At 40.5% G+C, this 25,362-nt stretch carries 26 protein-coding genes; 15 read left to right on the top strand and 11 right to left on the bottom strand.

Features of this window, described 5'->3' with window-relative positions:
- Positions 1-156: 156 nt before the first annotated feature.
- Together pdxH and VOI46_RS12765 are read left to right on the top strand one after the other, a co-directional pair.
- Positions 157-795 carry a pyridoxamine 5'-phosphate oxidase gene (pdxH, locus tag VOI46_RS12770; protein ID WP_004586156.1) on the top strand — a complete coding sequence of 213 codons (639 nt, stop codon included), beginning with the start codon at positions 157-159 and terminating at the stop codon, positions 793-795.
- A gap of 12 nt (positions 796-807) precedes the next feature.
- Positions 808-1,575: a TatD family hydrolase gene (locus VOI46_RS12765; protein ID WP_039972114.1), complete on the top strand. Its 768-nt coding sequence runs from the start codon at positions 808-810 to the stop codon at positions 1,573-1,575.
- Here VOI46_RS12765 and VOI46_RS12760 read toward each other — a convergent pair.
- The gene (locus VOI46_RS12760) at positions 1,542-2,162 is read right to left on the bottom strand and encodes an AhpA/YtjB family protein (RefSeq protein ID WP_004586158.1); all 621 of its coding nucleotides are present in this window, start codon (positions 2,160-2,162) and stop codon (positions 1,542-1,544) included. The two genes, VOI46_RS12765 and VOI46_RS12760, sit on opposite strands and share 34 nt — an antisense overlap.
- Positions 2,163-2,313: 151 nt before the next feature.
- Here VOI46_RS12760 and serB point away from each other — a divergent pair, with 151 nt between their 5' ends.
- Positions 2,314-3,330 carry a phosphoserine phosphatase SerB gene (serB, locus tag VOI46_RS12755; protein ID WP_004586159.1) on the top strand — a complete coding sequence of 339 codons (1,017 nt, stop codon included), beginning with the start codon at positions 2,314-2,316 and terminating at the stop codon, positions 3,328-3,330.
- 189 nt (positions 3,331-3,519) lie between these two features.
- Here the strand turns inward: serB and VOI46_RS12750 are convergent, their stop codons facing one another.
- Positions 3,520-5,997 carry a PilZ domain-containing protein gene (locus VOI46_RS12750; protein ID WP_004586160.1) on the bottom strand — a complete coding sequence of 826 codons (2,478 nt, stop codon included), beginning with the start codon at positions 5,995-5,997 and terminating at the stop codon, positions 3,520-3,522.
- Positions 5,998-6,356: 359 nt separating this feature from the next.
- On the opposite strand from VOI46_RS12750, the gene radA reads away from it, so the two are divergent.
- The 3 genes from radA (at position 6,357) to VOI46_RS12735 (ending at position 9,793) form a co-directional block, all read left to right on the top strand.
- The gene (radA, locus tag VOI46_RS12745) at positions 6,357-7,742 is read left to right on the top strand and encodes a DNA repair protein RadA (protein ID WP_004586161.1); all 1,386 of its coding nucleotides are present in this window, start codon (positions 6,357-6,359) and stop codon (positions 7,740-7,742) included.
- 75 nt (positions 7,743-7,817) lie between these two features.
- Positions 7,818-8,750, top strand: a complete 933-nt coding sequence (locus tag VOI46_RS12740) for a hypothetical protein (protein WP_282337601.1) — start codon at positions 7,818-7,820, stop codon at positions 8,748-8,750.
- Between the two features lie 191 nt (positions 8,751-8,941).
- Positions 8,942-9,793, top strand: a complete 852-nt coding sequence (locus tag VOI46_RS12735) for a tetratricopeptide repeat protein (RefSeq protein ID WP_004586163.1) — start codon at positions 8,942-8,944, stop codon at positions 9,791-9,793.
- Positions 9,794-9,911: 118 nt separating this feature from the next.
- Here VOI46_RS12735 and serA read toward each other — a convergent pair whose 3' ends face one another.
- The 5 genes from serA to metK form a co-directional block, all read right to left on the bottom strand.
- Positions 9,912-11,141 carry a phosphoglycerate dehydrogenase gene (gene serA / locus VOI46_RS12730; protein WP_282337602.1) on the bottom strand — a complete coding sequence of 410 codons (1,230 nt, stop codon included), beginning with the start codon at positions 11,139-11,141 and terminating at the stop codon, positions 9,912-9,914.
- Positions 11,142-11,150: 9 nt separating this feature from the next.
- Positions 11,151-11,804, bottom strand: a complete 654-nt coding sequence (gene rpiA / locus VOI46_RS12725) for a ribose-5-phosphate isomerase RpiA (RefSeq protein WP_004586165.1) — start codon at positions 11,802-11,804, stop codon at positions 11,151-11,153.
- A gap of 37 nt (positions 11,805-11,841) precedes the next feature.
- Positions 11,842-12,438, bottom strand: a complete 597-nt coding sequence (locus VOI46_RS12720; protein ID WP_282337603.1) for a 5-formyltetrahydrofolate cyclo-ligase — start codon at positions 12,436-12,438, stop codon at positions 11,842-11,844.
- Between the two features lie 19 nt (positions 12,439-12,457).
- Positions 12,458-13,000 carry a hypothetical protein gene (locus VOI46_RS12715; RefSeq protein WP_004586167.1) on the bottom strand — a complete coding sequence of 181 codons (543 nt, stop codon included), beginning with the start codon at positions 12,998-13,000 and terminating at the stop codon, positions 12,458-12,460.
- A 309-nt stretch (positions 13,001-13,309) separates the two neighbouring features.
- Complete coding sequence (gene metK / locus VOI46_RS12710) at positions 13,310-14,461, bottom strand: methionine adenosyltransferase (RefSeq protein ID WP_004586168.1); 1,152 nt, start codon at positions 14,459-14,461, stop codon at positions 13,310-13,312.
- Between the two features lie 304 nt (positions 14,462-14,765).
- On the opposite strand from metK, the gene tkt reads away from it, so the two are divergent.
- From tkt to VOI46_RS12675, 7 genes are all read left to right on the top strand, one after another.
- Positions 14,766-16,757, top strand: a complete 1,992-nt coding sequence (gene tkt / locus VOI46_RS12705; protein WP_004586169.1) for a transketolase — start codon at positions 14,766-14,768, stop codon at positions 16,755-16,757.
- A 256-nt stretch (positions 16,758-17,013) separates the two neighbouring features.
- Positions 17,014-17,328: a pyrimidine/purine nucleoside phosphorylase gene (locus VOI46_RS12700; RefSeq protein ID WP_004586170.1), complete on the top strand. Its 315-nt coding sequence runs from the start codon at positions 17,014-17,016 to the stop codon at positions 17,326-17,328.
- Between the two features lie 178 nt (positions 17,329-17,506).
- A complete protein-coding gene (gene raiA, locus VOI46_RS12695; protein ID WP_004586171.1) occupies positions 17,507-17,863 on the top strand; it encodes a ribosome-associated translation inhibitor RaiA in 357 nt (118 codons plus the stop codon).
- Positions 17,864-18,005: 142 nt separating this feature from the next.
- Positions 18,006-19,241 (top strand): divalent metal cation transporter, encoded by a 1,236-nt coding sequence (locus VOI46_RS12690; RefSeq protein ID WP_282337604.1) that lies wholly within the window; start codon positions 18,006-18,008, stop codon positions 19,239-19,241.
- A 71-nt stretch (positions 19,242-19,312) separates the two neighbouring features.
- Positions 19,313-19,768 carry a GNAT family N-acetyltransferase gene (locus tag VOI46_RS12685; RefSeq protein WP_282337605.1) on the top strand — a complete coding sequence of 152 codons (456 nt, stop codon included), beginning with the start codon at positions 19,313-19,315 and terminating at the stop codon, positions 19,766-19,768.
- 78 nt (positions 19,769-19,846) lie between these two features.
- Complete coding sequence (locus tag VOI46_RS12680) at positions 19,847-20,179, top strand: type II toxin-antitoxin system RelE/ParE family toxin (RefSeq protein WP_004586174.1); 333 nt, start codon at positions 19,847-19,849, stop codon at positions 20,177-20,179.
- Complete coding sequence (locus VOI46_RS12675; protein ID WP_004586175.1) at positions 20,166-20,480, top strand: type II toxin-antitoxin system MqsA family antitoxin; 315 nt, start codon at positions 20,166-20,168, stop codon at positions 20,478-20,480. The genes VOI46_RS12680 and VOI46_RS12675 overlap by 14 nt, the downstream gene beginning before the upstream one ends.
- A gap of 81 nt (positions 20,481-20,561) precedes the next feature.
- Here the strand turns inward: VOI46_RS12675 and VOI46_RS12670 are convergent, their stop codons facing one another.
- From VOI46_RS12670 to VOI46_RS12655, 4 genes are all read right to left on the bottom strand, one after another.
- Positions 20,562-21,575 carry a hypothetical protein gene (locus VOI46_RS12670; RefSeq protein WP_004586176.1) on the bottom strand — a complete coding sequence of 338 codons (1,014 nt, stop codon included), beginning with the start codon at positions 21,573-21,575 and terminating at the stop codon, positions 20,562-20,564.
- A 193-nt stretch (positions 21,576-21,768) separates the two neighbouring features.
- Complete coding sequence (locus tag VOI46_RS12665; protein WP_004586177.1) at positions 21,769-22,956, bottom strand: VWA domain-containing protein; 1,188 nt, start codon at positions 22,954-22,956, stop codon at positions 21,769-21,771.
- Position 22,957: 1 nt separating this feature from the next.
- Positions 22,958-23,806, bottom strand: a complete 849-nt coding sequence (locus VOI46_RS12660) for a MoxR family ATPase (RefSeq protein ID WP_004586178.1) — start codon at positions 23,804-23,806, stop codon at positions 22,958-22,960.
- A 52-nt stretch (positions 23,807-23,858) separates the two neighbouring features.
- Positions 23,859-24,098: a DUF1653 domain-containing protein gene (locus VOI46_RS12655; protein WP_004586179.1), complete on the bottom strand. Its 240-nt coding sequence runs from the start codon at positions 24,096-24,098 to the stop codon at positions 23,859-23,861.
- Between the two features lie 60 nt (positions 24,099-24,158).
- On the opposite strand from VOI46_RS12655, the gene VOI46_RS12650 reads away from it, so the two are divergent.
- Both VOI46_RS12650 and VOI46_RS12645 read left to right on the top strand, forming a co-directional pair.
- A complete protein-coding gene (locus VOI46_RS12650; protein ID WP_004586180.1) occupies positions 24,159-24,638 on the top strand; it encodes a DUF2947 domain-containing protein in 480 nt (159 codons plus the stop codon).
- Positions 24,639-24,713: 75 nt separating this feature from the next.
- The gene (locus VOI46_RS12645; RefSeq protein ID WP_004586181.1) at positions 24,714-25,343 is read left to right on the top strand and encodes a hypothetical protein; all 630 of its coding nucleotides are present in this window, start codon (positions 24,714-24,716) and stop codon (positions 25,341-25,343) included.
- Positions 25,344-25,362: the final 19 nt, after the last annotated feature.

The following is a 25,362-nucleotide window of genomic DNA, read 5'->3' as shown; positions in this document are numbered from 1 at the left end:
TAGCTGATAGCACCGTAGGTTGGGTTGAGTGAAACGAAACCCAACATTAACCAAGCACTAACCCAAAATATAAAATTGTTCTTATTACTGATTACTATTGATTGCCTGGCCTTAACTTACCCACATACGCTTTAATAAACAGAGAAGGATTTGTTTATGAAACTCGAAGACATCCGCCGTGAATACCTGCAAGACGCGCTAAGCGAAGATAACTTGCAAGATGATCCATTCAAACAATTTGAAACGTGGCTTGAGCATGCTGTGGGCAGTAATATCCCAGACCCAACGGCCATGGTTGTGGCAACGGTTGATGAAACCGGGCAACCTTCACAGCGTATTGTATTGTTAAAACATTTAGATGATAACGGGTTTGTATTTTTTACTAATACCGGCTCACGTAAAGCGCAAGAGCTAAAAGGCAATAACAAAATATCGCTGCACTTTCCGTGGCACCATATGGAGCGCCAAGTGATTGTATACGGCGAGGCAAAACCATTACCGACGGCTGCAGTCGCTAAATATTTTTTATCGCGCCCTAAAGAAAGCCAATTAGCAGCATGGGCCTCAGCGCAAAGCAGGCCGGTCTCATCGCGCAAAGTACTTATGGAAACCTTTGCTAATATGAAGAGTAAATTTGCTAATGGTGAAATTCCATTGCCTGATTTTTGGGGCGGTTACTGCGTAGTCCCTTCTAAAATTGAGTTTTGGCAAGGTGGCGCACATCGTTTACACGACCGCTTTATATATCAGCGCCAAACCGATAATAGCTGGCAAATAACACGTTTAAACCCTTAACCGGTTTACGCTGTGAAGTTTATAGACTCCCACTGCCACCTCGATTTTACTGAGTTTGACGCAAACCGCGGATCACTAATAAAAGAGTGTATGGCTAAAGGTGTTGAGCGCTTTATTGTGCCAGGTATTAGCTTGGCGCAATCTCAGCAGCTAATTGAATTTAAAGCTAAATACCCACAAGTACATATTGCCGCAGGGCTTCATCCTTACTTTTTAGATGAGCATAAAGATGCTCACTTAGCGCAGTTATTCGATTTTGCAAAAACCAATAAAAAGCAGTTGGTGGCAATAGGGGAGTGCGGGCTTGATAGAAGTATTGATGACCTTGAAAAACAAACCAACCTATTTGAACAACACATTACCCTTGCTAATGAGCTCAAGCTGCCGCTTATTGTGCATCACAGACAAAGCCATGATTTAATTGCGCATGCGTTTAAGCGCTGCAAGCCAAAATATGGCGGCGTGATACATGCATACTCAGGCTCCATGCAACAAGCACAGTATTATATTAAACAGGGCTTTAAATTAGGTGTAGGTGGCGTTATTACCTATGAACGAGCAGCAAAAACCCGTGATGTAATTGCTCAAATAGAACCGCAGCATTTAGTGCTTGAGACGGACGCGCCCTCAATGCCATTAAGTGGCCATCAGGGAGAAATTAACACCCCTGCGCATATTCCTACTGTATTTGAAGTTTTATGTAGCTTAAAGCCAAATAGCAATAAAGCCGGACTTGCTCAGCAGCTTTACGATTCTTGCTCTGAGGTTTTTTGCATATAGCGATTTACCTGCCAACGTTTTAGGCCTCGCCCTAGCTGCCATGTAAAAATACAGGCTATTACTAGCATTAATAAAACTTGCCTGCCTAAATCATGAAAGTGATTATGGCTGTCAGATATTGCCGCGCGGGTTAAATAAGTAATAGATACAAAGCCTAAAGGCTTATCTATGTCGCTTACAACGGGCTCAACAAATGGGGTTTTTAATTTACTAATCCCTGGGGTAGACTCTGGCAATTGGCCAAATATGTGGTGCGATTGCCAGTGATCGCTGCTGGCTATAAGTACGCCTTGCTGATCGTAAATTGTGGCTGAAAGTACAAACTCGTCTTTGCTTATATCATTACACAAAGCTCTAAGCTGTGGCTTATTTTTAGCAAGCAGAGGCTCTTTAGCATTAAGAGCCATAAATGAGGTTAAGCTTTTGGCTGTATTATCGGCACTATTATAAAGTAGTTGGTGGCTTTCAAAGCTACTGTTAACACCTACAAAACTCAGTAATACAAAACAGCCCGCAGCCAATAACAAGCGAACGATTCGCTTTCTTTGTGATGCAGACAAAGGGCTTTTTATATGGTTATTTTTCATAGTCACCGTATATGCTACTGACAGCATTTTGATTTGATGTTACAACTACGCTAACTATAACCTTAAATCTACCCCGATGGCGAATTTAGCGTTATGAATACCCTAATTGATACGCCAAATTAGAAAAATAAATAACAAACACGGAGAACCCATGTCGCAAATGAACATGGCACAGCCAGCTGCTGAGCAAGCATTACATTCTTTAACGCTAAACACATGGTTTGATTACAAAGAAGGGAGTTTTACTCCTGCTCAAACAATACCAGATAAAACCGTTGGGTTATTTAGTATTGCGTTTGCGGGCGATTTTGAACTAAAGCATGTAACGAGTATTATCGACTTTTTAAAAACGCACGCGCTTAAAGTAACCGCTGTATGTCAATATCAGCCCGACTTAGGGTTAGCCCCAGCTCTGTGTTTTTATAGCCCAGAGGCAGAGCAAAAAATTAACCCGCTTGCGCTAAGAGAGTTTGCAAACACGCTTGACTTTCAGCTAGTGCAAGTTACAACGCCACCTAACCTATATGAGCCAGGGCTGCTGGTTATGGATATGGACTCTACCGCCATCACCATAGAGTGCATTGATGAAATTGCACGTTTAGCAGATGTATATGACGATGTGGCTTCTGTGACCGCGCTTGCAATGGCGGGCAAACTAGATTTTAGCGAAAGTTTAAATCAGCGGGTAGCAAAGTTAGCCGGCATAGAGCAAAGCTTAATTGAAGATTTAAAAAACACCTTACCATTAATGCCAGGTATTAAAGCGTTATGCCAAATATTAAAGCAGCATAATTGGTATCTTGCTATAGCATCAGGCGGGTTTGTACCCTTTGCCGAGCGTGTGCAGCAGCTGATTAATTTAGATGAAGTACATGCTAATGTGCTTGAATTTGCAAACGATAAACTCACAGGAAAAGTCTCTGGTGCCATTGTTGATGCGCAGCAAAAAGCGGTTGTTTTAGAAACACTGCAGCAAAAGCTGGGCTTAGCAAATACGCAAACGGTAGCCATTGGCGATGGTGCAAATGATTTGCTCATGATGGAAAAAGCAGGATTAGGCGTTGCCGTACATGGTAAACCAAAAGTGGTGGAGCAAGCTCAAGCGGCTATATGTCAGGGCTCGTTACTGCAATTGCTGTATATGCTGGCTATTCCCTTAAATAAGTAACCTGAGAATAACTACCAAAATAAGTTATACCAATCGGGTTAGGTTGTTAGACATTTATAGCGATAGATAAATAGCGTGATAACAAGGCATAAATTTCGACATGTAGTTGTTCTACATGAGAAATTTATAACGCCGCTAACGTTTTATTTAGCACGCTATAAACTTTTAAGTCGATTGGTATTAAGCCGCTTAGCGCAAGCGGTTTAACCATAACAGCTTTCTGCGGCCCATTTGAGCGACCTGCTTTTGATCTAACTCTAAATGGCTAAGCGCTTCGTCGGTTATATCTACAATATCACCCACCCCAGATACTGCCCACAGCGCTTCTTCTATGTCTTTTGCTTTGTGCATTGCATATTGGCTTACATATTTAAGTTCGTTTGATAGGTAATCTGTATCTGGGCGACCCGTTCGCGATAAGTACAAGCGCATAACAAATACCAGCTCAGACTTAACGCCTGCGCTAATTTGCTCACTAAAGCTTGAATAGCTTTCCCCTAGTACGCATTGGCTCGTCACAGCTTTTTCAATGTTATCTTGTTTAGGGTCAAAATTAATTGCGAGTGTAAACGGCAAAGGCGGGTCTTGTCGGCTACGATCTTTAATGCTTGGGGTGATCACATCAATAATTTGTTGCTGCGTTAAAATATGGCTTAGGTCAGTTTTATTATTTAATAAGCCAAAATTTTGTAAAATCACGTGAATTGGGCTGGCATATAAACCAAAACCTATGGCACCTGGAATAAAGTGGCTTGCTTCTTTATGTAAATAAAGCGGGAATTGGCACACACTTTTGGTCACCATATTTCTCAGTGCGGTAGAAAGGCCTTCTATTTTAGGCGCTTCTTCAGACACTTTTAATTTATCTTTATTACTTTGAATTAATTGGGTAAAAAAGTTAACCCCTGCATGTGGTAAGTCAGCAACTCTGTTGGCTTTTAAATTAATGGTCGTTAACGACTTACTAATTGCCATCACTTCGTATTTAAGCTCACTTAAATTATGCTTTTTAGTTATTTTTTGTAAATCGGGGAAAGACAGTAAAACAATATCACCTTTTTTAAAGCTAACCGGCGATGCTGACTCTAATTGCAAACCCATAACCGAAAAATCCCGAGTATGAGCCTGATACTGCTTATCCTCAAACGTAAGCACGGCAGGTGTTTTATATAAGTATCGTTTGTGAGAGCGTAAATTTACATACTCTAGTGGCACAATATCTAAATAAGGAGGCTTATTATGCTTAGCGTGGCCAAAATGTTTAAGCTGGTTAACTAACGCCTTATCGTAGGGCTGCTTCTTATAATGCGCTTGTTCTTCACTGTTGCCAATGGTGGTTAAAACCGCAATATATTTTACATCTTTTATAAGGCCTGCCACTCTTGGAGAAGGTGGCTTATTTAGCTTTTCTATGTTTTTACTCGCCGAATTAGGCAACGATAATGGAATAAACGAATCATCTGGGTGGCTTGGCATAACTTGTAATTTAAAGCATTGCCAGCTGTCTTTTTGGCTACCAAACCCTAAAAATAGGTTTCTTAATTTAGGGTTGTTATTAAGCTCTGTACGCGTGGCTGAGTAGTAATAGATTTTTCCTGCAGAAACATGAGTAAACGTATATAAGTAATCTTCTTTTACTGCGTTTACTTGGGTAAGCATTTGGCTAATACGTTGATTATTTAAAATGCTATATAGGCAGGGCACTTTTCGTTCATCAGTAAAATAGCGCTGAATAAAAATATTATTTTCAGTGGTTAGGCTTAAACTAGGAACAATTTGTTCGCCTTTTTTACTTAAAAATACGTATAAAGAGGTAACGCGCGGAATATAATATTGCTCATAACCCTTTGAAACCAAAGCATCTAGGGTGTTATCTAAGTTCACTTTATAGCGGCGTTTATTACCGTTTATAAAGCTATCTAAAAAATTATCGAATGCTTCATTTTTTTCTATAAAAGTACGCTTTAAACGAATGTGGTTATATTCACGAGATATGTTTTCAACTGCAACTACTTCATATTGAATGCCATTTTTAAGGCCTAGCTCAAAATCTTGCTCAAGCCCTACTAGCCGCATGGCAATTAGCTGCCCTTTTTTTATAATTTGGCGGGTAGGAAGCTTAATTTTACAACCACTCAAAGAGATATCTGAGGTACTCGCGGCAATGTTTTTCTTATCGTTGTACTCAATTTTAACTTTAATCGAGTAGTTCATTCGCTCCTCAGAGCGGCTTTCATAAGAGGCAAATTTTATTACGCTGGTAGTCAGAGTGTCGTTTTCAACTTGTGTATCACTTTGCTCTTGTGCTTGTTTTTGTAGTACGCGATGGTTGTTTTCGGTGTTCATTACCGCTTCGTATACCGCTAAAGTATAGCCGCCGTGTTGTTTTAAGGCTGCCTCAAATACTTCTATGGCGGTGTCATCCATAAAGTGTTGTTTACCATTGTGCTCATACGGGCGAACTTGGCCTGTTACTAAGCCTCGCAGGTCAACAAAACGGGCAACTGGCTGAGATAGGCGCGACATTTCCATTTTCATTAAAAACTGCTCAGGCTTTGTTAAACCTGCCGTTTTAGATTTGAAAATTAGGTCGAACTTTGCGTTACCTAAATAGGTTTTTAGCTCATTTACGAGGTCTTCGTGTTTGAGCAGTATGTCTTCAGCCATTTATAAATCGTCACCGTCTAATTGAAAAGTAGGTATACTGTAAAGTCCATTTATTTGAAAAATTCAATAAACGTAACATCGTGCTATGTTATTAATATAGGTACGATTTTTCGTGTAAGTACAGTTTAACTCTTGTTATTATGTGTTAAATGCCAATTTGTTGGCAAGTTACTTTAAAGTATTTAAAAGCAATAAGTATGCCCTAACTTAAAGTAAAAGAGAAAATTACATGTGTTTGTTTCTAATATAGATCCTTGATTGGCTTTAGCAATGTAGCGCTGCTATGTCGTTCTCCCCATGATAAAATAAACAACTAAATGTATGCATTTTAAATTAAAGAATAGTAGGTAAGGTTATAAATGGCTAAGGCGGCAAAAGTAGAATTTGTTTGTACAGAGTGTGGTATGAACTACCAACGTTGGCAAGGTCAGTGTCGCTGTGGTGCGTGGAACACGTTGGCAGAATTTAAACCCTCTGCAGGGCAAAGTAAAAAAGCCGCTGCGCGAGCAACCGTTGGTGGTTATGCAGGTGGCATTGGTGGCGGCTCTAAAAAAATTGATGATGTAGCCACCACCGAGGCCGAAAAGCAGCTTACAGAAATAGGCGAGCTTGACCGTGTACTAAGCGGCGGCGTAACCACGGGCTCGGTTAATATTATATCGGGCGACCCAGGGGCAGGTAAAACAACGCTGTTATCTGATTTAGTAGCCAGAATGTCGCAGCGTATGCCATCACTTTACTGTACTGCTGAGGAGTCGTTGTCGCAGTTTAAAAACCGTGTAAACCGCTTAAAGCTTAACTATAACGCCGATGAGCTTTATTTACTTTCTGAAACTAGCGTAGAAACCATTATTGAAGAGCTTGATAAAAATAAAATTAAGTTTGCTGTTATCGACTCTATTCAAGCTGTTGTAACCGACACTGCAAATGGCAGCCCTGGTTCGCCTTCGCAAGTAAAAAGTGCCGCGCAAGCGCTTACTCAGTATTGTAAGCAAAACGATGTCACTATGTTTATTATTGCCCATGTAAATAAAAACAACGAAATTGCAGGGCCGCAAACATTAGTGCATATAGTGGATGCCTTATTGCACATTGACACGAATGATGGACAGGTACGTACGCTTAGAGCTAACAAAAACCGTTTTGGTGATATTGATACCGTAGGCATTTTTAAAATGTGCGAACGCGGCATGCTAAGTGTTGATAACCCCAGCGAGATTTTTTTATCGGGATCAAGTACTGAATCACCAGGCTCTACTATTACGTGTATCCGAAAAGGTAACCGTAACTTATTGCTCGAAATTCAATGTTTAACCACCGAAACCGAAGCCGAATTTCCGCAGCGTGTGTGCGTGGGTTTAAACATGAACCGAATAAAAATGCTCACTGGTATTTTACGCAAACACACCAAAACTAAAATATTTCACGATACGTTTTTTAATATTGTGGGCGGCTTACGAATCGATGAAACCGAAACCTGTATTGATTTAGCGTTAGTAACCGCGCTTTTAAGCAGCTTAAACGAGTTTGTTGTACCGCGTACAACCTGCATTATGGGTGAGCTTAGTTTAAACGGCGATGTTCGCCCAATCGACAGCGGTGTACCACGGGTTAAAGAAGCGGCTCAGCATGGGTTTACTGAAATATTTATTCCGTTTCGTAATTACCATAAATCGATGGAAGGACTAGGGGCTAAAATTACGCCAGTAAAAACCGTGCACGAGTTACTGAGTTTAATTAATTAACGCTTACAGCGGCTGCTGTGCAATGTTACTCTTGAGCAAACACAATTTATATACAGATCAGAATAAGGAAATAGCATGAAAAAACTCGTAATAGCCATAGCCATTGTTGCAGCTGGCGTAGGCGGTGTTAGCTACGCAAACTATGTAGCAACTCAAGAAGTACGTACCGAAGTAGACAAGCAGCTTGCTTTAGTGAGCGATCAAACCGGTGCAACATTTAAATACGCGGGTTTATCGGCAAGTGTTATTTCTCAAAGTGTTGAAATTACTAACATGGAAGTAATTAGCCCCGAAGGTGATAACGTAGCGCATATTCAAAGTATTGAAGTAACCGGTTACGAAACCGATAAAATATCGCCACATACATCGTTTACAGTAAAAAGCTTTCAGTTCGATAAAGACTTTGTAGCAAAACTACCTGCTGATACAAACGAAATGCTTGCCTCTGCAAGTTACGACTTAAGCTCATCGCTCGATTACGATGAACAATCTGGCGACAGCGACGTAGTTTTAAAGCTTGATGCAAAAGATATTGCTAGTTTTAATATGGATGTAGGACTTGCTAACTCTAAAGCATTAATGGACGCATCCCTTGCTATAAGCAAAGCGCAGCAAGAAGCAGGTGATACGCCACTTACGTACGAGCAAGAGTTACAACAGCAAACCTTAGTTATGCAAGCTATGAGCAAGCTTGAGCCACGTAATATTAATTTAGTACTTAATAACCAAGGCAGATTAAAAGAGCTATTTGTGAGCGAGCTTGAAAAACAAGGTATGACGCTTGAGCAAATGCAAATGACGCTACAGCAACAGTTACAGCAAGCTCCCGTAACTGAAGAAATTGCACAGGCGCTGACTGATTTTGCCAAAGGTTTAAACTCATTAAGCATATCGGCAAAATTGCCTGAAAGTAAAACCATGATGGAAGTAAACCAGCAAATAATGATGTTAGCTGGCCAGCCAGAAGAGCTAGTTAAATTTGTTAATTTAGAAGTTAAAGGCGAGTAAAGTCGTTTTAGCTTTGTAGTTACCTACATGGTTGGCTGCAAACAATGAAGTTGTTAGAGCGTGGGTATATCTCACGCTTTTTTGTGCAATATAATAATCTGTTTTAAGTGCTTTTTCATTGGTTGAACTGCTTGTTTTTTAGTCTCTGTTTGGCTAGTGTATTAATTATACATACGGAAATGGACCTAATTATGCGCTTATTTTTAATTCTTACCCAAGTAATAATCTTATCGCTTCCGGCTACCTTATCAGCAAAAACTAATTTTGAGCACATTATCAAGGTGGAGTCATGCTCTTCGGAAAAATGTAAGGAAGAGTTTAAAAAACTAAAGCGATACTCACGTCAACAGATCCCACTTGCTCAAGAGATGTTGGGCACTTTTTATTATAATGGTTATGGTGTAGAGCAAGATTTAAAAAAAGCAAGAAGGTACTTTTATGAAGCCGCTCGTTGGGGGCTGCCTAATAGCCAGTTTAAACTTGGCATAATGATGATTGAAGGCCAAGGTGGTGAAGTTAATAAAAGCCTTGGCTTTACAAACTTACGACACGCCGCTAAAAAGTTACCAAAAGCAAATTATTATATTGCAGCATATATGCTAACTAATAACCCGACAAAAGATGATGCTTTAGAAGCAAAAGAAAAGCTAGAACTGGCAGCAAATAAGGGCTATGTGAGGGCAAATTTTTTACTAGCTAAAGTGTATGAATCAGCAATTTTAGGTCAATCCAATAAAGAAAAAGCAATTAAGCATTATAAAAAGGCGGCTATAAAAGACCCAAGGGCAAAACTAAAGCTTGCCTCTTTAGGCATTGATTTACCAAGAGAGCCTGAAAAAAAAGATATTGAGCGTATAACCGTTGTTAGAGAAAAGCAAACAATGGGTAATTTTATCACTAATATAAAAAATATGCCTAGTATGCGAACCGCCGTATCGAGTCGTATTAAAGGAGATAAATGCGAGGATAGCATCAGCTGTGAAAGTATAAGTGGTTATGAAAACTTGAAACTGTTTAAGCAAGGCGCTACTCAAGGTTTATAATGGGCACCTAGGTAAATGCGTTGAAATGAGAGCCTAAAGTTAAGTTAGCTTTAAAATAAAAAACACCGTATTTATTTTAAACACGGTGTTTATTTAATTATTTTTTACACTTCATCTTTTAGTGAAGAATACGCGCTCTAATTGTACCTTCTACTGCGCTTAGCTCTTTAAGTGCAACTTCTGACTGATCGGTATCTACGTCAATAACTACATAACCAATTGATTCATCAGTTTGTAAGTATTGAGCGGCAATGTTAATACCGTGCTGGGCAAACGCTTGGTTAATCTGCGTAAGTACGCCAGGGCGGTTGTGGTGTACGTGCAATAAGCGGCTACGGTTAGCAAGCTCTGGTAGCGAAACCTCAGGGAAGTTAACCGCTGTAATAGTTGAGCCATTATCTGAGTATTTAGCTAATTTACCGGCTACTTCAATGCCAATGTTTTCTTGCGCTTCTTGGGTTGAGCCACCAATGTGCGGCGTTAAAATAACGTTGTCGAATTCACGCAGTGGCGATACAAATTCTTCTTCGTTAGATTTTGGCTCAACAGGGAATACATCAATAGCTGCGCCGCTTAGCTTTTTCTCGCTAAGTGCTTCGGCAAGTGCATCAATATCCACTACAGTACCGCGTGAAGCGTTAATTAGTATTGATCCTTGCTTCATTACGGCAAGTTCTGCTGTGCCAATTAGGTTTTTAGTTTGCGGTGTTTCTGGTACGTGTAAACTAATAATATCAGCGCGCTGTAAAAGCTGTGTTAGGTTATGAATTTGTGTTGCATTACCTAAAGAGAGCTTATCTTCAATGTCGTAATACTCTACGTTCATACCTATGTTTTCAGCCATAATACCAAGCTGTGTACCTATGTGGCCGTAACCAATAATCCCGAGCGTTTTACCGCGCGCTTCAAACGAGCCGGTTGCTGTTTTTAACCAGCCGCCACGGTGCGCTGCTGCATTACGCTTTGGAATACCACGTAATAGTAATAGTATTTCGCCAAGTACAAGTTCAGCCACTGAACGAGTGTTTGAAAACGGTGCATTAAATACCGCAATACCGCGCTCGCGAGCTGAGTTTAAGTCAACTTGGTTAGTACCAATACAAAAACAACCAATGGCTACTAGCTTTTCAGCTGAGTCTAAAACTGCTTGGTTAATATGAGTACGAGAACGAAGCCCTACAAAGTGCACATCTTTAATACGCTCTTTAAGTTCGTCCTCAGGTAGCGATGTTTTTACGTAGTCGATGTTGCTGTAACCATTACGTTTAAGCGTTTCTACAGCGCTTTGGTGAACACCTTCAAGCAAGAGAATTTTAATTTTGTCTTTTGCTAACGATACCTTACTCATAACCTCATCCTATTTAATTTGTGGCCCATTTTTAGTGCCGATAATCACTTTATCAGCGCCGCGCATCGCAAATAGGCCGTTGGTAACTACGCCAACAATTGAATTAATTTGTGTTTCAAGTTGTTTGGCATTACTAATACTTAAATTGTGTACATCTAAAATAACGTTACCGTTATCGGTTACTACGCCTTGGCGGTACACAGGGTCGCCACCAAGTTTTAATAATTCACGCGCTACGTAGCTGCGTGCCATGGGTATAACTTCTACCGGAAGCGGAAAATCACCCAATGTATCTACTAATTTTGTGTCATCAACAATACAAACAAATTGTTTTGCAACGGCTGCAACTATTTTTTCGCGGGTAAGTGCTGCGCCGCCGCCTTTGATCATTTCGTTTTGGGCATTAATTTCATCTGCGCCGTCTACGTATACATCAAGAGCATCTACATCGTTTAGCTCAAACACTTCAATACCTAATGCGTGTAAACGCGCTGTTGAAGCCTCAGAGCTAGATACCGCACCCGTTATGGTGTCTTTTACTGTGCCTAGGGCATCAATAAAATGATTTACGGTAGAGCCTGTCCCCACACCAACAATGGTGTTTTCTTTTACAAACTCGAGTGCAGCCCACGCAGCTGCTTTTTTTAATTCGTCTTGCGTCATTGTTATGCTCATATTTCAAATGTGTAGTGGGTGTTTATTACCAGTGATAAATTTTATCGGGAGTAATAATGGTTTTAAGTGGAACATCCCACGATTCAATTGGCAGTGCATCTACTTTTTGGCAGCTATGTGCTAAGCCTATAAGTTGCGGTTTTTGCCAATTGTAAGCGTGTAATTGCGCCAGTGTTTTATCGTAAAATCCACCCCCCATTCCTAATCTGTTACCTTGATTATCAAATGCTACAAGTGGCATCAGTAAGTAATCTAAATCAGTTAATGGGCATATTTGAGAGCAGTTCAGCTTAGGCTCCAAGATACCATAGCGATTTGCCCTCATGGGTGAGTTTTTTTCATAGCGTTGAAACAGCAAAGCAGCCCCATTAAATGGGTGTATAACGGGTAAGTAAAGGGTATGGCCTTGTTGCCATAACTCATTAATTAACAATGATGTATCTAATTCTCCATCGTTACTAAAGTAAATGGCTATATGTTTTTTTGAGGCTGTTTTATCGCTATTTAGCTGTTGAGTAAAATTCAACTTTAACTGTGCCGCGGCTTTTTCTTGCTGTTTTTTTGATAGATTATTGCGTAATTGGCGAATAGATTGGCGTATGTGTGTACGTTTATTGCTCATTGTAATTACGCACCTTTGATTAAATAGACACTAAATCAGGAAAAGCTAAGTAAACAGCAAGCACAATAAGTAGTAAAACGGCAGTGGCAATCAGTGAATATAACAAAGTATTGCTACGCGTTTTAACGGGTTCATCGAGCTGCTCGTCAAGCATAAGATCATCTTCTTGCCACTCATCGTTTTCATCTGTAGGGCTTTTTAGCTCATTGGTTGGAAGCCTTTGTTCTAGCTCTTCTAGCTTTTCTTCTAGGCGGATCAGGCTGCTTGTTATGTAATCAAGGGCATCAAAAATCCGTTCATCGCGCTGACTAGCTGCGCTAGGACTTTGAGTGGGTAGCTCACCTGTGGCTTGTAACTTACTTTTAATGCCTAGGCTTGCTAGTAATTTGGCCTGCTTTAGGGCTTTGTCTTTATTGCTAGGTGCAAAGAGTGCTTTGCCATTAAAAAACTGAGTTACTTTATCTTCAGACGTTTTTAGCTTACTTGCTAAATTTACGCAGGCCGTTTTAGCCTCAGTGCCCTCGGCGAGTCCTACAAACATAACGCGAAAATTATTGGCCATTTACTTATCCCTTAAGCTTTTATTATACAAAGAGTATATACCTAAAACCGTGCGAAATTCGAGGGCTAGCTAATACCAATTTAATTCAAAACACGATTAGTTTAGCGTATTAAATAGCGCACTGACTGCGTTAAAATTATTTATATAAAATAACTGTACGCCGTAAATTCACTTTGTTATTGCACTATTTTTTGGGTGCTATGATAAACAACTAAATTAATGCAATTGATATAAAGCGCATAATTAGCCTTTGCTTTAGATATAAAAACGGCCCTTAAAAGGGCCGTTTATTATTTAATGCATTTTGGCTTATAGGCCAGCCGCTGCGCGAAGTGCGTCTGCTTTATCTGTACGTTCCCATGGGAATTCGTCACGACCAAAGTGACCGTATGCCGCTGTTGGTTGGTAGATAGGGCGCTCTAAATCAAGCATTTGAATTAAGCCGTAAGGGCGTAGGTCAAAGTGCTCACGAATAAGCTCAATTAAACGACCTTCTTCAAGCTTGCTTGTACCAAAAGTTTCAACGCTGATAGAGGTAGGCTCTGCTACACCAATTGCGTAAGATACTTGTAGCTCACACTTATCAGCAAGGCCTGCAGCCACTACGTTTTTAGCTACGTAACGTGCAGCGTATGCAGCTGAGCGGTCAACTTTTGATGGATCTTTACCTGAGAAAGCACCGCCACCGTGACGTGCCATACCACCGTATGTATCTACGATGATTTTACGACCCGTTAAACCACAGTCGCCCATAGGTCCACCAATTACAAAACGACCCGTTGGGTTAATGAAAAATTTAGTCGCGCTAGTAATAAGCTCGGCAGGAAGTACCGGCTTAATGATGGTTTCCATCACGGCTTCAACTAAGTCATTTTGCGAAATTTCTTCAGCGTGCTGAGTAGAAAGTACAACTGCATCAATACCTACTGGCTTGCCGTTTTCGTATGCAAAAGTTACTTGAGATTTTGCATCTGGGCGTAACCAGTTAAGCTCGCCGCTTTTACGTACTTGCGCTTGGCGCTGTACTAAACGGTGTGAGTAAGTAATTGGCGCAGGCATTAGTACTTCTGTTTCGTTACATGCATAACCAAACATAAGGCCTTGGTCGCCAGCACCTTGTTCTTCTGGGCTAGTACGGTCAACACCTTGGTTAATATCAGGAGACTGCTTACCAATAGTGTTTAAAATTGCACACGAGTCTGCATCGAAACCCATGTCTGAATGCGTGTAGCCAATTTCACGTACTGTTTTACGTGTAATTTCTTCAATATCAACCCATGCGCTAGTGGTAATTTCACCACCAACCATAACCATACCGGTTTTTACGTAAGTTTCGCACGCAACACGGGCATGAGAGTCTTGCTCTAGGATAGCATCAAGTACCGCATCAGAGATTTGATCGGCGATTTTATCCGGATGACCTTCAGAAACAGATTCAGAAGTAAATAAATGTTTTGCCATTGTATTTCTGCTCACAAATATTGCGCTTCACAAACGTCGGTATTAGCGCTAAAAAATTAAGGGGCGTATTTTATCTAAAACAAAACTCCTTGCATAGTGTTTTTACGCCTAGACGTCTAAATAAAATGAGTAATAACTTTTTGGTCTTAAAAAATATTCATAATAGCCCATTTTTATGGGGTTTTTAATTGCACAGTGCACCCACATTAAGTAAGAATGGTTGCTATAACAGCTCTTAAGTTACTTAAGGGTATTAACGAACACATAAGTACCCGCGCAAATACACATAAAGGTAGGAGAATTCATGCCATCTCGCAAAGAACTTGCAAATGCTATTCGCGTCTTGTCAATGGACGCAGTACAAAAGGCCAAATCTGGCCACCCTGGAGCCCCAATGGGCATGGCCGACATCGCAGAAGTATTATGGCGCGATTATCTAAAGCATAATCCAACTAATCCAGAGTGGGCTGACCGTGACAGATTTATTCTTTCAAACGGCCACGGTTCAATGCTTATCTATTCTCTATTGCACCTAACTGGTTACGACTTACCACTTGATGAAATTAAAAACTTCCGTCAAATGCATTCTAAAACGCCAGGCCACCCTGAGTACGGTTATGCACCAGGAATTGAAACTACTACGGGCCCACTAGGTCAGGGGATCACAAATGCGGTAGGTATGGCGATTGCTGAAAAAGCGCTTGCTGCACAATTTAACCGTGAAGGCCACGACATTGTTGATCACTACACATATGCATTTATGGGTGACGGTTGTTTAATGGAAGGTATTTCTCATGAAGCATGTTCACTTGCTGGCACATTAGGCCTTGGCAAGTTAGTGGCTTTTTGGGATGACAACGGTATTTCAATCGATGGTGAAGTTGAAGGTTGGTTTAGCGACGATACACCAGCACGATTTAAAGCGTACGGCTGGCATGTAATAAGTGACGTTGATGGTCACGACAGCGATGCTGTTAGTGCTGCAATAGCAGAGGCTCAAAGTGTTACCGACAAACCATCACTAATTTGTTGTAAAACAGTGATTGGTTACGGTTCACCTAACAAATCTGGTAGCCACGATTGTCACGGCGCGCCATTAGGTGATGACGAAATTACAGCGTCTCGCGAATTTTTAGGCTGGTCTGGCGGTGCATTTGAAATCCCTGATGATATTTACGCACAGTGGGATAGCAAAGAAAAAGGTCAACAGCTTGAATCTAGCTGGGACGAAAAATTTGCAGCATACGCAAAGGCATTCCCAGAGCTTGCAGCTGAATATAAGCGCCGTATTAATAACGAACTTCCAGGCGATTGGGCTGAAAAATCTCAAGCGTACATAGAGCAACTACAAGCAAACCCTGCAAACCCTGCATCTCGTAAAGCGTCGCAAAATGCATTAAATGCATTTGGCCCGTTATTACCAGAATTCATGGGTGGCTCAGCCGATTTAGCTGGATCAAACTTAACAATTTGGGATGGCTCTAAAGGGCTAACTGCAGACGATGCAAGCGGTAACTACGTTTACTACGGTGTACGTGAGTTTGGTATGTCGGCAATTATGAATGGTATTGCCCTTCATAAAGGCTTTATTCCTTACGGGGCAACGTTCTTAATGTTTGTTGAATACGCAAAAAATGCGGTACGTATGGCTGCGCTAATGAAGCAACCAAGCATTTTTGTATACACGCACGATTCAATCGGCCTAGGTGAAGACGGTCCAACTCACCAACCGGTAGAGCAAATTGCTAGCATGCGTCTAACGCCAAACTTATACAACTGGCGCCCGTGTGACCAAGTTGAGTCGGCAATTGCATGGCAACAAGCTATTGAGCGTAAAGATGGTCCTACATCACTTATCTTTACTCGCCAAGGTCTTGAGCAACAAGCGCGTGACGCTCAGCAATTAGCAGATGTTAAAAAGGGTGGTTACATCCTTAGCTGTGACGGCGAACCGGAGCTAATTATTATTGCAACAGGTTCTGAGGTGCAACTAGCACAAGACTCTGCAACAGAGCTACGCAGCCAAGGTAAAAAGGTACGTGTTGTATCTATGCCATGTACTGATGTATTTGAAGAGCAAAGCGCACAGTACAAAGAAAGCGTACTACCGGCAGCTGTTACACGCCGCGTAGCAGTAGAAGCTGGTATTGCTGATTACTGGTACAAGTACGTTGGCCTAAACGGTGCAGTAGTAGGTATGACTACCTTTGGTGAGTCGGCACCTGCTGGCGAGCTGTTTGAGTACTTTGGCTTTACAGTAGAGAACATTGTAAATAAAGCAAACGAGTTGTTTTAATCGTTAGCTTTAATATTTAAAAGCCCGCACTGTGTAAAATAGGGCGGGCTTTTTTGTTTGCTGACTGAGTTATAAAGCGGTGTAGTAGCCTTAAGATACTGCATCACACTGCTTGTAATACGTAGTACTTTCTTAGTTTAAAGCCTTTTGAGTTTTAATTTCAGATGAGTAATTTTCACAGCGCTTTTCTTGCAAGGCTATGACCTATCAGGCAAGGTGGTGGCCGATTAAATAAAATAATACAACAGGAGTGAGGATGTCTCAGTTTGAAAATGTAAGCGTAATTAAAAAAGCGAACGTGTATTTTGACGGTAAAGTATCAAGCCGTACCGTGGTATTTAACGATGGCACAACCAAAACGCTAGGTTTTATGCAACCAGGCGAATTTGTATTTGATACCAGTAAAAAAGAATTAATGGAGCTGTTAGGCGGCCAGTGGGACATTTTATTACCTGGTGAAACGCAGTGGAAAACATTTACCGCGGGCGAATCATTTAACGTTGATGCCAATGTTAGCTTTAAAGTAAAAGTGAGTGATTTTGCTGACTATTGCTGTTCGTACACAGACTAAACGCTAAAGGCTAGACGTCTGAAAGCCCATACCTCATGGGCTTTGCATAAACTTTGCACAACTTATAATTTAAAACAGTTTAAGTAATAAATTAATTTCAAAAATCAGTGCTTTTTCCTTGTGTTAATCTAAATAGCCCCCAATACTATTTATGAGGTAACAAATAAAAGGATACCCTATGAAAATTAATCTTTCTGGTCACCATGTAGACGTTACTAACTCTATTAGAGAGCATATCAACGAAAAGTTTTCAAAAGTCGAGAGCCACTTTCCATCACTTATCGCACTCGACATTATATTGTCTAAAGAGCATCACAAAATCCAAGCAGAAATTAGCACAAATTACGAAGGTGCGCGTATATCGGTAAAAGGGGAAAACGAAGTTATGTACCCGGCGATTGCAAGCGCAGCTAAAAAACTCGATGCAGCACTAAAACATCGAAAAGGGCAAATAAAAGCAAATTTACACGAAAAGCCTGTAAGCACAACGCCAGAAATAGCGCACGAAATCATCCAAGAGATGGAACTAAAATAAGATTTAGTCCCAAAGTACTATAAAAAAGAGCCTTACGGCTCTTTTTTATTGCCTTTAATTTAGGTAAGTTATGCAGCCCTCGGTGTTATTAATTATGAAAATTAATAACCAGAGCGAATAACACACATAATTTGAGAAATTAATGCAGCAAACACACACCTCTTGGAAATCTCGATTGGGCGCACTAGGCCCTGGTGTCTTAATGGCAACCGCAGCAATTGGCGGCTCTCACTTAGTTGCATCTACTCAAGCTGGCGCGCTATTTGGCTGGCAACTGTTTTGGCTAATTCTCGTTGTTAACGTATTAAAGTACCCGTTTTTTCGCTTTGGTATGGAATACACCTTAGCAACCAAAAACAGTTTAGTAGAAGGCTATAAAAATAAAGGTCCTGTCTATTTTTATAGTTTTATTGGCTTAAATATACTGGCCGCCATAGTTAATACCGCAGGGGTGTTATTACTGACTGCAAGCTTGCTGCATTATGCGCTGCCAATAGTGATAGAAGTCACGCTACTGTGTTGGATATTATTGGCCGTGTGTTTAGCCATTTTATTACTTGGGCACTTTAAAGCGCTCGATAGCGTTGCTAAAGGCATAATGGGGCTATTAACGTTAGCTACTGTTATTGCGCTGGTTATCGCGTTTAGTAACGGCCCAATGGCACCAGCTGACTATATTGGCCCATCACCTTACGAGTTGGCTATGCTGAGCTTTATGGTCGCGTTAATGGGCTGGATGCCGGCACCCATTGAAATTTCAGCCCTTAGTTCGCTTTGGCTTAAAGAAAAACAAACTCAGCAAACGGTTACTAAAAGCCAAGGCTTATCCGATTTTAACGTAGGCTATTGGCTAACAGCCTGTTTAGCATTGGTATTTTTTAGCTTAGGTGTGCTGGTGCAATACGGGCAAAGCAACAGTATTGAGCTTGGCGGTGTTGCCTTTGCTAAACAGCTTATTGATATGTATGCACTGACTATTGGCGAGTGGGCGAGGCCGCTTGTATCAGCCATTGCTTTTTTATGTATGTTTGGCACTACACTCACAGTGCTTGATGGCTATGCACGTACACTTAACGAGTCACATAAACTACTTGGTTTTAAGCAATCTAAACACAGTTTAAATATTTGGTTAGTACTGCAGGCCTTTGCCGGTATGGCCGTTATTTTATTTTTTAAATCGGCCCTTGGCCCAATGCTTACCTTTGCTATGACACTTGCTTTTGTCACTACCCCCGTTTTTGCATGGCTTAACTTTAGTTTAGTGCGCTCAGAGCCGGCCATTAAACACAGCGTACTATTGCGCAGCTTAACGTGGTTAGGCTTAGTGTACTTGGTTGGTTTTGCTGTTGCGTTTGTGGTGTGGAAGCTAGCAGCCTAAAAATAGCTGTTTATTTTAGGGCTTTAATTAAAGCCCTAAAGCATTAAATTCAAAGATTAAATGGGGTGTAAATGGATATTAGAACAGGCGAGCTTTCAAACCCACACATTATAAAGTTACTACAAGCGCATCATAACGATATGCTAAAACACTCACCTGTTGAAAGCGTACATGCGCTGGATGTAACTAAACTCACAAAGCCCGATATAACTTTTTATAGCTTATGGATTGATAATAATTTAGCGGGTGTTGGCGCATTAAAAGTGCTAAATACAACGCATGGCGAAATTAAATCAATGCGCACCTCAAGCAACTACTTACGCCAAGGCATAGCCGCTAAGTTACTCACCCATATTATTGAGCAAGCAACACTGCGAGGGTATAAAAAGTTAAGCCTAGAAACTGGAACAGCAAAAGCATTTTTACCTGCGCAAAAGCTTTACACTCAATTTGGTTTTAAAGAGTGCGAGCCGTTCGGTGATTATCAGCTAGATCCGTACAGCTTGTTTATGAGTAAAGTGCTTTAGCTAACGCAAAAGCTACCAGCTGCCGCCCATTTAAAATCTTTAATTGAATTTATACGCTATCTGCGTATACTTCTATGTATGAAAAGCCTATTTGTTGAATCAAGCATATTTGAAAAGTACCGAGAGCTGTACTTGAGTGATGACGAATATCGTTTATTTCAAGCAGACCTCACGGTTAACCCAAAACAAGGCGATGTGATTCAAGGAACAGGCGGCTTACGTAAAGTTCGAGTTGCGAGCAAAGGAAAAGGTAAGCGTGGCGGTTCAAGAGTTATATATTATTACTTGGACGACAAAAGACGTTTTTATCTACTCACTATTTACAGTAAAAACGAAGTAACCGATTTAACAGCAGATCAGAAAAAGCAATTAAAAGAATTCTTAGAGGTATGGCGCAATGAGCAAACGTGATTTATTTTCAGAATTAACGACAGCACTTGATGATGCTAAAGCGCATTCACAAGGAAAGCTTACGTTACGTACTCATGCGGTAAATGATATTAACGATCTTGCTATCTCACCCGATGAAATAGTAAATATTCGAGAAACATTTAATATGTCGCGCGGTGTATTTGCAAACATTCTACATACATCAGCAAGAACACTCGAAAACTGGGAGCAAGGGCGTAGTGCACCGAATGGGCAAGCGATAACATTGCTAAAGCTTGTGCAGCGTCACCCTGAGACATTGAATCATATAGCTGAGTTATAGGCATTATGGAGCTCATTCAAGTAAATGAGATACTTAGACAAGTTTGATTTATTACGAATCATAGAAAGAGACGCGACCACATCATATTAAATGTTTAAAACTTGAATAGAGTAAATATTTTGATTCCAACTTTTCTGATTGTGCAGTGTGGGAGGGATGAAATAAGCTTCCATTCTCACCGCTAAAAACTGAGCAAAAATATAATGAATTTAATATATTAATCAATCTAAAAAAATTACTTTCTGTACCGTAATTACTTTCAGGTTTCAGGGCGTGCAATATTGAATGCCTATTTAGGCTATGAGATTCATTAAATGTATTTGTATGTTGGTATAAAGACTTTTCTAAAAACCACCTTAAAGATTCAATTACTTGGATGCATTCATCATAAGTGTCATGCAACTTTATATCTAGGAAATCTTGAGGGATATAATTATAAGAATTAAAAATATAGTACTTAATATAGTATCGTTGGAGCTTGATGAGATTGCCCATCAACTCTTTGGAAGAAACAGATGAAGCCTTTACACCAAGATCCCTAATTACACCTTCTATACATGGTAATAATGAAATCACTGCAACTTTAAATAATCCTAAGTGGTAAGCTTTAAGCGACTCCTCTAATATTTTAATGTACTTCGAAATATGTTTGTTGGTTGAGTATGTGCTCGTTAAAAGCTCAGGTAACCCTAAAGTAACTTTGAAAAAATCGGTAATTATTTTTTCATTTATATTTTTATCTTGGTTTTCAGATAATGTCTTTAAAAGCATTTCTTGATCACCATTAGAGATTAAAGTTGGCAGAACAATACCAATTTCATAAAATTCATTTCTAAGAAATGATAATCCATTAAGTTTATTATTTTTAATATCTCTTGACTTACTAACTGGAAAAAAAGCAGTTCTTTTTCCTATAGTAATTTTATATCCTTTAATAGCTAAAAACCGTCCTACTGTAATTTTTTCTACTTTAGCATGAGAGTAAATTGACTTAATTACCGAAGATGTCTTTTCAAAGTCATTTAGTGAGTTCTTCTTTAATAAATCTTTATAGAGCTTTCGAAATTTAAGATCGCAAATAGTAGGTTCTATCATGTTAAACCACTTTATTATTAGTATAGTTAAAGCATTGCCCTAGTCTTTATTAAGTTTAGGCCTAGCAAAATACCCATTTTACATTCGAGAATATATTATTTAACCTTGCTAAATGTATATATATAATTGAAAGTTAAAAAGTAACTCATTAAGTATCCAGCAAGCTACGGAGAGTCTGGTTCAAATTGGTGAATTAACTCAGCTCTTTTATCGCTCTACTTATTCCATCTAAACTCAGCGGGTACATTCTGTTATCCATCAGCTGCTTTATAAAATCAATTGATTGATAGTACGGCCAGTGTTCAACCGGTTGTGGGTTGAGCCAGGCGACTTTATCAAAGTGGTTTGTTATACGTTGCAACCATGCACTGCCGGGCTCTTCATTGTAGTGCTCTACTGAGCCACCGGGGTACGCTATTTCGTATGGGCCCATAGTAGCATCGCCCACAAAAATTACTTTGTAGTCGCTGGTAAATTTATTAATCAGCGTCATGGTATCGATGATGTTTGAATGGCGGCGTGCGTTATCTTGCCACACGTGTTCGTACAAACAGTTATGAAAGTAGTAAAACTCTAAATGTTTAAACTCGCTGTAGGCTGCGCTAAATAGCTCTTCGCAAGTATGAATGTAGTCATCCATTGAGCCGCCAATATCAAACAGCATTAATACTTTAACGGCATTGTGGCGCTCGGGCGCCATTTTTACATCCAGCATGCCGCCTTGTTTGGCAGTAGCGCGAATGGTCTCGTTTAAATCAAGGGTGTCACTTGCGCCAGTGCGGGCAAATTTACGTAATTTTTTAAGGGCGAGTTTAATAGTACGTGAGCCTATTTCGCGATCAGAGTCTAAATTGCGGTATTCGCGTTTATCCCACACTTTTACCGCTTGGCGATTACGGTTACCCTCTTGCCCTATACGCACGCCTTCTGGGTTATAGCCGTATGCACCAAAAGGTGATGTACCGCCGGTGCCTACCCATTTATTGCCGCCTGCGTGGCGTTTTTGCTGTTCTTCTAAACGCTCTTTTAGGGTTTTCATTAGCTCGTCGAGCCCACCCATGGCTTTTAGCTGGGCTTTTTCTTCATCGCTTAGGTGTTTTTCAAACTCTTTGCGCAACCAGTCTTTAGGTAAGTTGTGCTGTTGTTTTAAACTTTCGAGCAAATCAAGGTCGGCAAAACCGCTAAAGTAGTCGCTGAACGCTTTGTCGAACCGGTCAAAATGGGTTTCGTCTTTTACCATTAGGGTGCGGGCTAAATGGTAAAAGCCATCTACATCGGCAAATATAACGCCTTTTTTTAAGGCGTTTATTAAATCGAGTAGCTCGCGCAGGCTTACCGGTAAGCGGTATTTGCGCAGCGTGAAAAAAAACTGTACTAGCATGTTAGCGACGGCTCATAAACGCGAGTTTTTCGATGAGGCTTATGTCTTGCTCATTTTTAAGCAGTGCGCCAAACATCGGCATTAAGCCGCCTTTTTGGGCTTTATCGTGCAGTGTTTTAGCGTCTATATCTTCGGCCATTAAAAGCTTTAACCAATCCAGTAATTCGCTGGTGGAAGGTTTCTTTTTAAGACCGTTGGCTTCACGTAAGTTAAAAAATACTTCGAGTGCTTGGCGAACTAAATCTTGTTTAACGTTAGGGTAGTGCACATCAACGATTTGCTGCATTTCTTCGCTGCTTGGAAAATCAATATAGTGAAAAAAGCAGCGGCGTAAAAAGGCATCTGGTAGTTCTTTTTCATTATTGGAAGTGATGATCACAATAGGGCGTTCTTTCGCTACAATGCGCTCGTTAGTTTCGTAAACATGAAACTCCATTTTATCAAGTTCGAGCAGTAAGTCGTTTGGGAACTCGATGTCGGCTTTGTCTATTTCGTCGATTAAAAGCACTGGGCGTTTGCCGTTAAGTTCAGCGTAGTTAAACGCTTGCCATAGCTTACCTTTAACAATGTAGTTGCCAATGTTATGTACGCGCTCATCGCCTAATTGGCTGTCGCGTAGGCGCGATACCGCGTCGTATTCGTACAAGCCCTGTTGTGCTTTAGTGGTTGATTTAATGTGCCACTGAATAAGCTCGGTATCTAAGCTTTTAGCAAGCTCTTCAGCCAGCATGGTTTTACCTGTACCTGGCTCACCTTTAATTAATAAGGGTTTTTCAAGCATAATAGCGGCATTTACAGCCTGTTTAAGCGAGCTGCTAGCGATGTAGTTGTCGGTAGAATTAAATTGCACGGGTTCCCCTTGCCTGGTCTGATCAGTGTTGTATGTGATTATAATGCCATAGTTAATCTGCAGCTCCAAGGTAGGCAAAGCGTGGAATAGTGTGTCCATCTTTTTCAACGGTTTCTAAAAACATACTTAGTGGACGTGCCCACATGCCGTACTCGCCATACAGGGCTTGATATATAACTAGTTGCTCGTCGGTTTCACTGTGTGTTGCTACGTAAAATACTTTGTATTGTGGGCCTTTGTAGTGTTGATATATGCCTGGTGTGAGGGAAAGCGGTTTTATTGCTGTAGTCATGTTTTGATCTCTTGTATAATTGCGTCTGCTTTTTATTATGCCAAAGAATACACCAACACTATGAATTATATTTCGCTCGATGATCACAAAAAAGCCTGGGTTTTTCGTCATAAAGACCTCCCTGTATCTGAAGAAGACGCTGCGCGTATTAAGCCAATGAGCAGCGAACGTGCTGCGGTGCTTTGGAGCACTATGGTGAGCCGCGAGTTCGACCACCCCGATTTTTTTGATAAAACTGATTGGTGCGGTAAAGAAGAAAGCTTTAGCGATGAAGTAAATTGGGAAGATGCGTGGGAAAATGGCGACGAAAGCTTACCGCAAGCTATTTTGGATCATTTAGATTGGCAGGCTAATACCACTGTTTATTTTTGTATGGCACGCGATAACGTTATAGAAACCACCTTTGATGTATTTAAACGTAATTGGCAAAACTTTATGTTTTTAGCTGATGGCAGTTTATTAATTGGTAAAAAGCGTAATACCGTGGTGCAATTTTTAGAAAGCGGCATTGCTAAATTAGGTGAAAAGCCAAGCGCTTAAATTGCCTAGTACGCTTAAAAAATAGCGGCTATTGTGCTATAAAACAGCTACCTAATTGTTTTTTGAGTATAACTATTGGTAGCGAAGAGTCAGCCACTTGCAGCTCAGCAGCAAGAAATATGGCAAAGTGATGCGCAAAAAGTGCTGTATGCACAATTGTGCAATGCGTTTTATCAGCGAGAGGTACAGCGCTTAGTTGCTGAGCCTAATGCCGATAAACTACGCCGCCAATTAAAAAGCTTACCGTATTATATAGAACGGGCGGCCACTTTGGTTGCCAATGGGAGTTCGCCGTTTGCGCTCGACTCACAAAATGGCTCTTGGCTTGAAAAACAAAAGCCAACACCGCCAGAGGTTAACGCTCAGGCAAATGAACTTTTTTATAAAAAATATGCCCAAGTGGGGCTAATAGTGCCGGTGTTAATAAATAGCCATGACCAAGTGAGGCTAAGAATAGACAGCATAGATCAAGTAAGCGACAATAAACTGCACTGTAATGAACTAGGCTGGTTCGATTTTTTTGGCAAGGGCCTAGAGCAAGCAAATGCGCAGTTGGTAAAACCCAGTAAAATGAGTTTAACAGCGGCGTGTTGCGGGCATCAGTGGCAATTTTCAAAACGCTGCGCACCTAGGTTGCTTTCACTTAGAGAAATGCTATTAGCGGGTAATATTAATTGGCGTAATATAAAACGCCCACGAGCCTAATTTTATTTAATAACGAAAA

This window comes from Pseudoalteromonas sp. CuT4-3, from assembly GCF_035666335.1.
Classification (GTDB): domain Bacteria; phylum Pseudomonadota; class Gammaproteobacteria; order Enterobacterales; family Alteromonadaceae; genus Pseudoalteromonas; species Pseudoalteromonas atlantica.
This window is presented reverse-complemented; position numbering and strand designations above follow the sequence as displayed.